At 67.3% G+C, this 13,285-nt stretch carries 9 protein-coding genes; 7 read left to right on the top strand and 2 right to left on the bottom strand.

From position 1 onward, the window contains the following. Positions 1-32: 32 nt before the first annotated feature. The 7 genes from purH (at position 33) to ACE37B_RS09005 (ending at position 11,124) form a co-directional block, all read left to right on the top strand. Positions 33-1,571 (top strand): bifunctional phosphoribosylaminoimidazolecarboxamide formyltransferase/IMP cyclohydrolase, encoded by a 1,539-nt coding sequence (gene purH / locus ACE37B_RS09035; protein WP_409922995.1) that lies wholly within the window; start codon positions 33-35, stop codon positions 1,569-1,571. Between the two features lie 96 nt (positions 1,572-1,667). Next, on the top strand, positions 1,668-2,522 hold the full coding sequence (locus tag ACE37B_RS09030; RefSeq protein WP_409922994.1) for a methylenetetrahydrofolate reductase: 855 nt from the start codon (positions 1,668-1,670) through the stop codon (positions 2,520-2,522). A gap of 139 nt (positions 2,523-2,661) precedes the next feature. Beyond that, positions 2,662-4,866, top strand: coding sequence for an acyltransferase family protein (locus tag ACE37B_RS09025; RefSeq protein WP_409922993.1), 2,205 nt, complete (start codon positions 2,662-2,664; stop codon positions 4,864-4,866). Positions 4,867-4,966: 100 nt separating this feature from the next. After that, on the top strand, positions 4,967-7,186 hold the full coding sequence (locus tag ACE37B_RS09020) for an acyltransferase family protein (RefSeq protein ID WP_409922992.1): 2,220 nt from the start codon (positions 4,967-4,969) through the stop codon (positions 7,184-7,186). 134 nt (positions 7,187-7,320) lie between these two features. Further along, the gene (locus ACE37B_RS09015; RefSeq protein WP_409922991.1) at positions 7,321-8,307 is read left to right on the top strand and encodes a malate dehydrogenase; all 987 of its coding nucleotides are present in this window, start codon (positions 7,321-7,323) and stop codon (positions 8,305-8,307) included. Positions 8,308-8,335: 28 nt separating this feature from the next. Continuing rightward, positions 8,336-9,496, top strand: a complete 1,161-nt coding sequence (locus tag ACE37B_RS09010; protein WP_409922990.1) for an alpha/beta hydrolase — start codon at positions 8,336-8,338, stop codon at positions 9,494-9,496. 11 nt (positions 9,497-9,507) lie between these two features. Further along, the gene (locus ACE37B_RS09005; protein WP_409922989.1) at positions 9,508-11,124 is read left to right on the top strand and encodes an AMP-binding protein; all 1,617 of its coding nucleotides are present in this window, start codon (positions 9,508-9,510) and stop codon (positions 11,122-11,124) included. A 95-nt stretch (positions 11,125-11,219) separates the two neighbouring features. Here ACE37B_RS09005 and ACE37B_RS09000 read toward each other — a convergent pair whose 3' ends face one another. Both ACE37B_RS09000 and ACE37B_RS08995 read right to left on the bottom strand, forming a co-directional pair. Continuing rightward, positions 11,220-12,518 (bottom strand): multidrug effflux MFS transporter, encoded by a 1,299-nt coding sequence (locus ACE37B_RS09000; protein ID WP_409922988.1) that lies wholly within the window; start codon positions 12,516-12,518, stop codon positions 11,220-11,222. Beyond that, positions 12,515-13,237: a purine-nucleoside phosphorylase gene (locus ACE37B_RS08995; RefSeq protein WP_409922987.1), complete on the bottom strand. Its 723-nt coding sequence runs from the start codon at positions 13,235-13,237 to the stop codon at positions 12,515-12,517. Before ACE37B_RS08995 ends, ACE37B_RS09000 begins: the two co-directional genes overlap by 4 nt. Positions 13,238-13,285 lie beyond the last annotated feature (48 nt).

The raw sequence follows: 13,285 nt of genomic DNA, 5'->3' as shown, positions 1-13,285 counted from the left end.
GCGACGTCGCCGGACTCGCTAGCGTCGGTCGGGTGCCTACCGCTCTGCTCTCCGTGTACGACAAGACCGGGATCGCCGACCTGGCCCGATCGCTCACCGAACTCGGCTGGTCGCTCGTGTCGTCGGGCGGCACCGCCAAGGCGATCGCGGACGCAGGTCTCGACGTCACCGACGTCGTCGAATGGACCGGAGTTCCCGCGATTCTCGGCCATCGAGTGGTCACGCTGCACCCGAAGGTGCACGGCGGAATCCTCGCGGACCCGACCGATGCCGAGCATCGAGCCGACATGGCGGCCTACGACATCTCGTCGATCGATCTCGTCGTCGGGAACCTCTATCCGTTCTCAGCGTCGCCGGGCATCGAACTGATCGACATCGGTGGCCCGGCGATGGTCCGAGCCGCCGCGAAGAACCACGCCTTCGTCGGCGTCGTTGTCGACCCTGTCGACTACGACGCCGTCGTCGACGAGTTGCGCAGCGACGGCGCGCTCGGCGCTGCGACGCGCCGTCGACTCGCTCGGGCGGCGTTCGCGCACACGGCGTCCTACGACGCAGCGATCGTCACGTGGTTCGACGAGACCGACCCGGAGGTGACTCCGATCGCCGCTGGCGAGCCGGGGGCCGGGCATCCGCCGCTGCCGTCGTCGATCCACCTCTCGCTCGATCTCGTGCAGTCGCTTCGCTACGGCGAGAACCCACATCAAGACGGCGCCCGCTACCGCCAGATCGGGGCGACGAGTTGGTGGGATTCGATGACGCAGCACGGCGGCAAGGAGCTGAGCTACCTCAACGTCTTCGACACCGAGGCGGCGTGGCGACTCGTCCATCGCTTCGACGACCCGGCGGTCGTCGTGGTCAAGCACGCCAACCCGTGCGGGGTCGCCGTCGCCGACGAGATCGCCGCCGCGTACGTCGCCGCGAACGCCTGCGATCCGGTCAGTGCCTTCGGCGGCATCGTGGCCGCCAACCGCACCGTGACCAAGGAGATGGCCGACCCGCTCGCGAACGTGTTCACCGAGGTCGTCATCGCGCCGGGCTTCGACGACGACGCTCTCGAGATCCTCACGGCCAAGAAGAACCTGCGCGTGATGAGCGCCAACGCGCCGTCGCCGTTGCCGTTCGACATGCGGCCGGTCGATGGCGGTCTGCTCGTCCAACACCCCGATCTGATCGAGGGCCGGAGCGACACCTGGCGCGTCGTGACCGAGGTGCAGCCGACCGACGCACAGTGGGCGGACCTCGAGTTCGCCTGGCAGGTGTGCGCGGCCGTCAGCAGCAACGCCATCGTCTACGCGAAGGATCTGCAGGCGTTCGGGATCGGTGCCGGTCAGCAGAACCGGCTCGACTCGGCACGGATCGCGGCCGAGCGCAGCGCGGGCCGAGCGGTCGGAGGCGCCTGCGCGAGCGATGCGTTCTTCCCGTTCCGTGACGGCCTCGACGCGGCCGCAGCCGCCGGGATCTCAGCCGTCATCCAACCCGGCGGGTCGGTGCGCGACGACGAAGTGATCGCCGCAGCGAACGAGCACGGCATCGCGATGGTCTTCACGTCGCAACGGCACTTCCGCCACTGAGTACGACGGTCGAACGCGACGGTCGAACGCCGCGTCCAACGCCACGGTGCGCGGCTGACCGCTGCGTTCGGTCGTTCTGTGCCGTATCTTCGACGCATGCGAATCGGTGAGTTGCTCAAGACGAAGCGGACGCTGTCGTTCGAGTTCTTCCCACCCAAGACCGATTCGGCGCGTCTCTCGCTCGGCAAGGCTGTCGGCGAACTCGAAGCGCTCAGCCCCGATTTCGTGTCGATCACCTACGGCGCGGGCGGCTCCGACCGCCAGCGCACCGCGGATGTCGTCGGCTGGATGCGTTCGGAGACGTCGATCGAGGCGATGCCGCACCTCACCTGCCAGGGGCACACGCGCGACGAGGTCGCCAGGTTGCTCGTCGACTATCGGCGGCGGGGCGTCAAGAACCTGCTGGCGCTCGGCGGCGATGCGCCGCTCGACGGCACCATCGGCAAGAGCGACTATCACTACGCGCTCGATTTGATCCACGACGTCGCCGCCTCGTCGAGCTTCTCGATCGGCGTCGCCGCCCACCCCGAGGTCCACCCGCGCAGCCCGAGTCGTGACGACGACCGCCGCCATCTCGCTGCCAAGCTCCGCCTCGCCGACTTCGCGATCACGCAGTTCTTCTTCGACGTCGAGCACTATCTGCGCCTCGTCGACGAGTTGTCGGCGCTGGGCATCGACAAGCCGATCCTGCCCGGCATCATGCCGGTCACCAACAAGGCGCAGATCGGTCGTATGGCCCAGATGTCGGGGGCGGAGCTGCCGGCCTGGCTGATCGAGCGGCTCGATCGAGTCGAGGATCCCGAGCACGTCCGCCGTCTCGGCATCGAGGTGGCCACGCAACTCGGCAACGATCTGCTCGAGGCCGGGGCGCCTGGCTTGCATCTCTACACGCTCAACCGAGCGTCGACCGCGAAAGAAGTGGTTGCCAACCTCCATCTCAGCACGGTCTGAGCGATACTGGTCCGGTGGTGTTGCGAGTGGCGAGCGGTGTGACCAGGCGAGGTGCGTGGCGAAAGGTCATCGTGCCAGGCACCATGACCTTTCGCACCATGACCTTTCTGTCGAGCGTTCCACGGCGAGTGATGTCGCGATGAGTGGAACGGTCGACGCGGGCGCACCCGGCGCTGCGGTCGATCCGGGCCTTGCGCTGATCGGCGCCAACGGCCGTCACGGCGACGGCTTTGGCGACTCGGACGACGTCGGAGACCCAACCGCGCCTCGTGGTCGCCAGCGACCAGCGCCGCGCACGACTGCGGGGGCGTCTGGCGCCACCGCCCAGCAGATCAGTCAGGTGCCGTACCTGCCGGGCCTCGACGGCATGCGCGCCCTCGCTGTCGTGGCGGTGATGGTGTACCACGCGAACTCGTCGTGGCTGGAAGGTGGCTACCTCGGCGTCGAGGTGTTCTTCGTGATCTCGGGATACCTGATCACGTTGCTGCTGATCGCGGAGCACGAACGCACCGGCGAGGTCGACCTCAAGGGATTCTGGATTCGTCGATTCCGGCGGCTCCTCCCCGCGGTGTTCGTGATGATGCTGCTGCTGTCGGTCTGGGTGGCGCTGTTCGAGCGCGACGAGTTGGGCAAGCTGCGCGGTGACGTGATCGCTGGCGCGACCTACATCACCAACTGGTACCAGATCTGGATCGGCGCGGGCTACAGCGCCGGTAACGACTTCGCTCCGCTTCGCCACCTGTGGAGCCTCGCGGTCGAAGAGCAGTTCTACATCATCTGGCCGCTGGTCATGCTGGCCTTCGTCCGCTCGGGGCCGCGACGTATCGCGGGGGTCGCGCGCTGGCTGTTCCTCGGTGCGATCGCGATCACCGTGATGACGGCGCTGCTCGACTACAACGCCCCGCAGCAGACACCGGAGTTCACGCCCGACGCGTACTGGATGATCGGTGACCGAGCGATCTCGAAGCCCGACGCGCTGTATCTGTCGACCATCACCCGTGCCGGTGGGTTGATGCTCGGTGCAGCGTTCGCGATGGTGTGGCGTCCGACGGCGGTCATGCGCGGGCCGCTGCGCAACAAGGCTCGAATCCTGGACGGTGCTGCACTGCTCGGCTTCTTCGGGCTCGCCGTGATGTCGGTGTTGATCAGCTTCAAGCCGAGCGAAGGCGTCCACGGCTTCCTGTTCAAGGGCGGGCTCTTCCTGACCGGGATCGCCACCCTGGCGATCATCGCCGCCGTGACGCATCGAGCGTCGATGACCGGCCGCCTGCTCGCACATCCCGTGCTCAACTGGATCGGCACGCGCTCCTACGGTCTCTACCTCTACCACTGGCCGATCTTCCAGATCATCCGCAACATCGCGGCGAACAAGCTCGCCTTCCACGAGTTCGTCTTGGCGATGGTGGCCACGTGCATCCTGACCGAGATCTCGTATCGCTACATCGAGACCCCGATCCGCAAAGGCAAGCTCGGCGAGTTGTGGCGTCGTCGGGGGAGCGCGTCGACGATCAGCGACGGGCAACGCAAGGCGGCGACGTTCGGCATCGTGGCGGCGCTCGGCCTCACGGTGTTCGCCGGTGCCAGCATGGCAACGGCCGAGTTGCGCCAGAACGACGTCGCGGAGATCCTCGACGAGAACGCGGCGTTGCGCTGCGACCTCGTGACCGGCGAGAACTGCGACGGCGCATCCGTCGGCGACGAACAAACGGCGACCGATCCGGGCTTCGTCGAGCAAGAGCAGGGTGGCGAACAGCCGCTTCCCGGTGCGGAAGGTGGTGTCGATCCTGCAGGTGACCCTGCGGCCGATCCGGGTGAAGGCTCCGGTGGAGTGGTCGTGCCCGATTCGACGACCACGGTGCCCGCGCCGGTCGCGGCCACCCGGTTCGCGATCGGCGACTCGGTGATGTTGGGGGCGCTGCAGCCGCTCCAGCAGGTCGATTTCAAGGTCGACGCGATCAAGTCCCGTGCCTGGATCAACGGACTCGACGTCGTCGAAACGCTCGAGCGCAACGGCAACCTTCCCGACGAACTCGTCATCCACCTCGGCACCAACGGACCGATCAGTCAGGCGAACATGGATCGCATGCTCGTCGCCGTGTCCGACGTGCCCAAGGTCGTGATGCTGACCAACGACGTCGACCGCGACTACACCGCCGACAACAACGCATTGATCTACGACGCCGCGGCTCGCCTGCCCAACGTGCACGTGCTCGACTGGCAGGGGCTGGTCACGGCGTGCCCGGGTGAGTGCCTGTACGACGACGGATTCCACCTCCGGCCCGAGGGTCAGACCTACTACGCCGCGCTGATCGACGAGTTCCTCGGCAGCCTGCCAACCACCTGACCCACCCCGACGACAGAGTGGGTCTGACCCACTCTGTCGCACACCGGGTCGGATGGGGTGACCGCCGAACGTGCCCCTCGGCGGTGATACTGGAGCGAACATGACGACGTTCGCCGCGCCTGCGTCTCCACGGGTCGACCCGCGCGAGTACCACGCGAACATCAGCCGCGTCCCGTACCTCCCGGGCCTCGACGGCATGCGGGCGCTCGCCGTCGTCGCGGTGATGATCTATCACGCGAACTCGACGTGGCTGCCGGGTGGATTCCTCGGCGTCGAGATGTTTTTCGTGATCTCCGGCTACCTGATCACGTTGTTGATCATCGCGGAACGCGAACGCACCTACACCGTGTCGCTAACGGCCTTCTGGAAGCGTCGAGCGCGACGCCTCCTGCCAGCGCTGTTCGTGCTGCTGGCTGGCGTCACGATCTACACCGTTGTGTTCGAACCCGATGCCGTCGGTCAACTCCGCGGCGACGTCATCGCCAGCGCGCTGTACGGAGCGAACTGGTACCAGCTCTTCGTCGGGCTCGGCTACACCGCTGCGTTCGACTTCGCGCCGCTGCGGCACCTGTGGAGCCTTGCGGTCGAGGAACAGTTCTATCTGGTGTGGCCGCTGGTGATGATCGCGCTACTCGGCCGCCGCGGTACCCGCCGGATCGCGAACGTCAGCCGGTGGCTCTTCGTCGCCGCTGTGGCGATCGCGATCTTCACGGCACTCGCGTATCACCCGGGGTTCATCGGCGAACCCGAGCAGACCCCGGAGGCGTACTGGTGGATCGGCGATCGACCGATCTCGAAGCTCGACTTCCTCTACATAGGCTCGTTCTCGCGAGCGTCGGGCATCCTGCTCGGTGCCGCGTTCGCGATGGTGTGGCGTCCGTTCGCCGTGGCTCGCGGTCCGCTCGGACGGCGAGGACCCGTGTTCGACGTGGTGGCGCTGGTGTCACTGGCGGGTTTCGCCTGGATGTGCTGGAACCTGTACCTCGTCACCCCCGAAGGCACCGCCGACGGGCGGCTGTTCCAAGGCGGTCTGTTCCTGTCGTCGGTGCTGACCGTGTTCGTCATCGCTGCCGTGAGCCATCCACGAGCACGAACCAATCGAGTGCTCGGCAACCGGGTGCTGGTCTGGATCGGCGTGCGATCGTACGGCTTGTACCTGTTCCACTGGCCGGTGTACCAGGCGATCCGCGGGCTGGCCGGGAACAAGCTGACGGTGATGGAGTTCGTCGTGGCGATGGCGATCACGGCGGTGATCACCGAAGCGTCGTTTCGGCTCGTCGAGACCCCGATCCGCAAAGGTACGTTCCTCGCCGGTGTGCGTTCGCTGCGTCGCAGTACGCACCCCGGTCGACGCAACGCGACCGTGGTGGGTTTCGCCGCGGTCGGCGCGCTGACCGTGTTCGCCGGGGCCACGCTGGCGACCGCCGAGGTGAAGCAGAACGAGATCGCCGACGACCTCGCTGCCGCGCAAGACGACACGGTCAGCCTGTCCGATGTGGGGTTCGATGCGGACGTCCCGGTACCGATCACCGTCGCTGTGCCGCTCGACCCACCCGACGGGCGCGTCGACGATCTCGTGCCGGCCACGACGGAGGCCGCGCCCGTCACCACCTCGGCGATGACGGAGACCACCGTGGTGAGCTCGGCCACGACCCTGCCGGCCACCACCGAGCCCGGCACGACGCCCCCAGCGACGACGGTGCCGGTGGTGCCGGTGGTGCCGGGCACGACGGTGCCCGTCGTGCCAGCGACGACCGCACCGCCGCCGCCTCCACCACCGGCACCCACGCAGTTGGGCGTGGTGAGCGACCTGTCGACGGTCACGCCGCTCGGGATTCCGCCGGCCGGTGGGCCGAACGCGGTGCCGATCATCGCGCTCGGCGACTCCGTGATGCTGGGCGCCGCTGGAGAATTGGCGGCCAAGGGCGTGTTCGTCGACGCCGCGACGAGCCGCCAGTTCACCGCCTACCTGCCCGAGGTCCAGGCGATCAAGGATCTCGGGCGACTCGGGTCGGTGGTCGTGGTCCACCTCGGCACGAACGGCAGCTTCTCGCAGTCGTCGCTCGACTCGATGATGGCCATCCTCGCCGACGTGCCGGTCGTGATCTTCGTGACGGGCAAAGCCGATCGGAGTTGGGTCGGCGGCAACAACGAGATGATCCGAGCGCTGCCGAGCGTGTACCCCAACGTGACCGTCATCGACTGGGAGGTGCTCGGGCGGCAGTGCCCGGGCGACTGTTTCTACGACGACAACATCCACCTCAATCAGAACGGGCAGAACTACTACGCCGACATCGTCGGTCGCGTCATCGGCATCTGACCCAGCCAGATCGCTCAGCGGGGCACCGCGAGAGGTCATGCTCGAAAGGTCATGGTGCCTGGCACGATGACCTGTGGGGCGTGGGGCGGGCGCACGATTGTGGGCAGTGCGAGAGGCGGCGTAACCTCAGTCACATGACTACTCCCGTTCGTGTTGCCGTCACCGGTGCTGCTGGCCAGATCGGCTACAGCCTCCTCTTCCGCATTGCTTCGGGCACGATGCTCGGGCCCGATACCCCGGTGTCGCTGCAGCTGCTCGAGATCACGCCAGCGCTCGGCGCGCTCAACGGCGTCAAGATGGAACTCGACGACTGTGCGTTCCCTCTGCTCGACTCGATCACGTGCACCGACGACCCCGATGTCGCGTTCGGTGATGCCGACGTGGCGATCCTCGTTGGTTCGATGCCGCGCAAGGCGGGCATGGAGCGCGCCGACTTGTTGTCGGCGAACGGCGGCATCTTCAAGCCGCAGGGCCAGGCGCTGAGCCGCTCGGCCAAGAAGGACGTCAAGGTGCTCGTGGTCGGCAACCCGGCCAACACCAACGCGCTCATCGCCATGAGCAACGCTGCCGACCTCGATCCGGGCAGGTTCACGGCGATGACCCGCCTCGACCACAACCGTGCGATCAGCCAACTCGCCACCCGCCTCGACGCGTCGGTGAACGACATCACCAACATGACGATCTGGGGAAACCACTCGACCACGCAGTACCCCGACCTGTTCCACGCGAAGGTCGGCGGACAGAACGCGTACGAACTCGTCGGTGACCACGACTGGTACGCCAACGAGTACATCCCGACCGTGGCCAAGCGTGGCGCGGCCATCATCGACGCTCGGGGCGCCTCATCGGCGGCGTCGGCGGCGTCGGCAGCCGTCGATCACATCCGCAACTGGACGCTTGGTACGCCCGACGGCGATTGGGTCTCGATGTCGATTCCGTCCGACGGCAGCTACGGCGTGCCCGAAGGCATCATCAGCTCGTTCCCGTGTGTCTGCAAGGACGGCGAGTACGAGATCGTGCAAGGTCTCGACATCGACGACTTCAGCCGCGAGATGATCGACGCAACCGCCGCCGAACTCGTGAGCGAGCGCGACGCCGTTGCCGAACTCGGTCTGATCTGACCGCGATGGCCGGCACGGTCACCGCGTCATGACGATCGTCGACGAGTTCTTCGGACAGACCACAGCGTGGATCGTCGGCCACCGCGAACACGACCTGCCGCGCCCACGACTCACGCCAGCGCTCGCCGCCAAGTGGTGGATCGACGAGTGGGCGCTGCAGGTCGAATCGGCCAACAGCCGGCTGCGGTCACCTTCGATCGACTTTCGTCGGCGTTTGCGTGACGAACTCGGCGACGGCGTCGAGTTGTTCAACGACATGGGATGGGTCGACGACCCTCGCTCGTACCATCGCGAGCCGACGGAGTTGACGTCGCCGGCGTTCGTTCGGCGGTCGGCCTCGGGGGTCGCGTACGAGCACATGTCGATGGCGAGTGAGTACGAGCCCCACGACGCCGAGCCGGGGCGTGAGCGGTGGCTCGGCTACGAGAAGAACCGGACGGCGCACGCCTGGATCCTCCGCCACGACGGGGAGCCACGGCCCTGGCTGATCTGCATCAACGGGTACCGCACCGGTACCCCGCAGATCGATTTCATGGCGTTCGGGGGCAAGCGGCTGCACCACGAGTACGGCCTCAACCTCGCGTTCCCGGTGTCGCCGCTGCACGGACCTCGTGCCGTCGGTGCGTCCGGCGACCGCGTGCTGTTCGGCGGGGCGATGAACACCGTCCACACCGCGGCGCAGGCGATCTGGGACATCCGGCGACTGAAGTCGTGGATCGCCGACACCCAGTCTCCGGTGGCGATCGGCGCGTCGGGGATCTCCCTCGGTGGCTACTTCACGTCGCTGCTGGCCTGCTTCGAGGATGATCTCGCCGTTGCAATAGCCGGCGTCCCTGAAGCCGACCTCGTCCGCGGGATGCGCCGCAACGTCGAGGCGTTCCTCCCGCCGTTCTACGAGCAGTGGGGCCTGAGTTGGCGTTCGCTGGAGCGGGTGAATCGGCCGGTGTCACCCTTGGCGATGGAGCCGCTGATTCCCCACGAGGCCCGCTACATCTACGGCGGACTCGTCGATCGCTGGGTGCGCCCGGGCAACGTCCGAGCGCTGTGGAAGCACTGGGATGAGCCGGAGATCTGTTGGTACGAGGGCAGCCATCTGTCGTTCCCGATCGAGTCGTCGGTGCGCCGGTTCGTGGCGCAGGCGTTGGCCGACCGTCTCGGTGCGACCGTGCCCGAGCGCGACCTGCGCTGACCCGCCTCGTCATGGCCGACCTCCCTTCGATCTCGTCCCTCGTCGACACGGTTCGGCGCACCGGATTGTTCGATCCGCGCCGCGGCGTCGCGTTGACGCTCGCGCTCACCAGGTGGGGGCCGACGCTCGCCGCCTCGGTCGCCGCAGCGGCCACCACCACACCGTCACGAACCGCAGTGGTCGACGATCGAGGATCGACCTCGTTTGCCGAACTCGACCGGTCGTCGTCCAAGCTCGCCGAAGGACTCCGGTCGCTCGGTCTCGAGCGGGGCGACCAACTCGGTGTCGCCTGTCGCAACCATCGCGAGTTCGTCGAGGTCACGCTCGCCGCGGCAAAGGCCGGTCTCGCCGTCGTCTACCTCAACACGGGATTTTCCGGTCCGCAACTGCTCGACGTCGCTCGTCGCGAAGGCATCGACGCGCTCGTGATCGATGCCGACCTCCTGGCGTCGATGGAGTTCGACCGTGACGTGGATTCGCTGTCGGTCCCCGTCGTCGTCGTACCCGTCGATCTGGTGCCGGTCGATGCAGCGATCCCGCGCGCCGCACGACGGCTCGACGAGGTCCGAGCGTCGACGCAGCGCTTCGCGCTGACCCCTTCTCGACCTCTCGCACCGATCCTGCTGACGTCGGGCACCACGGGGACGCCCAAGGGGGCGCGCCGCAACGGCGGATTCGCTGCCAGCGCCGCGCTCGGCATCGTGCAGGAGATCCCGTATCGAAGCGACGACGTCATCGCGATCACCTCGCCGCTGTTCCACGCCTGGGGATTGGCACAACTCGGGATCGCCTTGTCGCTCGGTGCCACGGTCGTGGTGTCGTCGTCGTTCGACGCGGCAGCGACGCTCGAACAGGTCGAGCGTGTCGGGGCGACGGTGCTCGCAGTCGTACCGGTCATCCTGCAGCGCCTCCTCGCCGAGCCGAGCCTCGGCTCGACCGATCTGTCGTCGCTGCGGATCGTTGCGTCGAGCGGCTCGGCGCTGCCCGAACCGGTCGTCGTCGATTGGCTGACACGCGTCGGCCCGAACCTCTACAACCTGTACGGATCGACCGAGGTCGGCCAGGCAACGCTCGCCGTGCCAGCCGAACTGGTGGCCGAGCCCCGCACCGCGGGTCACGTGTTGCCTGGAGCCGTCGTCGAGATCCTCGACGACGCCGGCGAGCGCGTCGCGGCGGGGGGAGTGGGGCGCATCTTCGTCGGCGGTGGCGCGCAGTTCGACGGGTACACCGGCGGTGGCGGCAAGGAGGTCGTCGACGGGTTGATGTCGACCGGTGACGTCGGGTACTTCGATGCGCATGGTCTGCTGTACGTCACCGGCCGCGCCGACGACATGATCGTGAGCGGCGCCGAGAACGTGTTCCCTCAGGAAGTCGAGGACCTGCTGTTGGCCCATCCGGCGATCGTCGACGTCGCGGTCGTCGGGGTAGACGACGAGGAGTTCGGTCAGCGGCTCGTGGCGCACGTCGTGCGAGCGCCCGGAGCGAAGATCAGCGCGGCGCAGGTCCGGCGTCTGGTCGCCGAGCACCTGGCCCGGCACAAGGTGCCGCGCGACGTCACCTTCGTCGCCGAGATCCCGCGCACGCTCACCGGCAAGGTCCGCCGCGCCTCCCTCTCGGCCGACTCGTGATGCGGCGGGGCGCCGAGGCCCCGGAACGTACGGGCACCCACGGCGACGGGGCTCCGGCGATCGACGCCACGCTCCTCGTCGGCGGGAGGGTCGGATCAGCCGATGACGGCGCCGGTCGGGCTCGTCGGCGTGGCGCTCGTCAGGTGATCGACGGCGAGCCGTGGAGAGCGTCGCCGCACGACGAGCACCGACAGCCACGAGCCGAGGCAGAGCACGGCGACGCCGATCGAGAACGGTGTCGTCGAGTCGCTCACTTGTGCGCTGACGATCGTTCCGAGCACGGCCCCGCCGCCCATCCGGGCAGCGCCCGACAGTGCCGATGCGGTTCCCGCGAGGTGCCCCACCGGCTCGAGCGCCGCAGTGTTGAGGTTCGGCATCAGGAACATGAACGAGGCCAAAGTGAGCCCGAGCAGCGGCATGAACAGCCAGAAGTTCGGCGTGCCGCCGGCGCTGACCGAGACGACGACCGACAACGTCACCAGCGGGATCAGGATCGCGTACACGCGATTGACGAGACGATGCACGCCGAGTCGCACGACGATCCGCCCGTTGATCAAGGCGCCGAGGCCGAACAGCACGGCGACCAGTCCGAAGATGAACGGAAACTGCGCCCGGCGACCGAAGACGTCGGAGATCAGCAGTTCACTGCTCGCCAGATACGTCGTGAATACGCCCTGGAGGAACACCGTTGCGATCGTGTAGCCGAAGGTCACCGGTGTCCGGGTCACCTCGGCGTAGCCGTTCCACATCGGTCCGAAACGCAATGGGCGGCGGTGGGCGGGATCGAGGGTCTCGCGCAGCCGCAGGCTCCACAGGCCGATGACGATCGCCCAGACGACGCAGAACCAGAACACGCCGCGCCATGGCAAGATCGCGATGATGCCGGTTCCGAGCGTCGGCGCGAGCACCGGCACCAACATGAACACGGCCATGATCTGCGACATCGCTTTCGCCATCGCTCCGCCCTCGAACCGGTCGCGGACGATCGCCGTGGCGACAACTCGTGCCCCGGCGGCGCCGACGCCCCACACGAAGCGACTCAGCAAGAGGAGTTCGAACGTCGGCGCGAGCGCCGATCCGACCGCGCCGACGAGGTAGATCCCGATGCCGACGTAGAGGATCGGTTTGCGGCCGAAGCGATCGGCGAGCGGTCCGTAGACGAGTTGTGACACGGCGAGCCCGAGGAAGAACACCGTGATGACCTGCCCGGTCCGCGGTGATGCCTCGCCGAGGTCGAACGCGACACGGATGTCGTCGAACGCCGGCAGCATCAGGTCGATGCCGAGCGCCATCAGCGCCATCAGCGCCGAGATGAGGGTCAGGAGTTCGCGCTGACCGATGCGTTGTTCACCGCCGCGGCCGCCCACGTGGGTCGGCGCGGTGTCGGTACTCAATCCGACACGGCGACGCGACAGCCGATCTCCATCATCTGATCGACGCCGCGCTTCATGTCGTCGTCGGAGATGCGGACGGTGTCACCGTCGTCGTCGCCGATCATGTCGCTCACCGTCATGAGGGCCAACGCTTCCATCCCCTTCATGGCGGCGACGGTGTACATCATCGCTGCTTCCATCTCGACGGCGATGTAGCCGAGCGACTTCCACATCTTGAACTTGTCCCAGCTCGGCTCGTAGAACAGCCCGGACGTGACGATCGGTCCGATGTGGACCTTACCCATCGGGTTCTCGCGGGAGAGGCGCGCCGCGACCTCGACCAAGCCGAACGTGGCTGTGGGAGCATGGCAATCCATCTGGCTGAGCTGGCGCGGCGCATGATCGTCGGCCGCAGCGCTGAGCGCGATGACGGTGTCGCCCATGGCCATCCCGTCGGCGAGTCCGCCGCTGGTGCCGACGCGGATCAGACGCTTCGCGCCGAGCTGTGCGAGTTCGTCGAACACGATGCCTGCGGACGGTGCGCCCATGCCGGTCGTCTGCACGCTGATCGGCTTGCCTTCGAAGGTGCCGGTGTAGCCGAGCATGCCGCGCACCTCGTTCACCTGGCGGAATCCGGGATCGAAGAAGGTCTCGGCGATGTAGGTCGCCCGTACGGGATCACCAGGGCAGAGAACGTTCGGTGCATAGTCGCCGGGCTCGGCGCGAAGATGAATCGGCATACCGTGAGGCTACGTCCCCACCCCGCCCGCGATGAGATTCGGCGTGGA

Source organism: Ilumatobacter sp. (genome assembly GCF_046290335.1).
In the GTDB taxonomy this organism is placed as follows: domain Bacteria; phylum Actinomycetota; class Acidimicrobiia; order Acidimicrobiales; family Ilumatobacteraceae; genus Ilumatobacter_A.
Note: the sequence above shows the minus strand (reverse complement) of the source record. Positions and strands in the feature narration are given on the sequence as shown.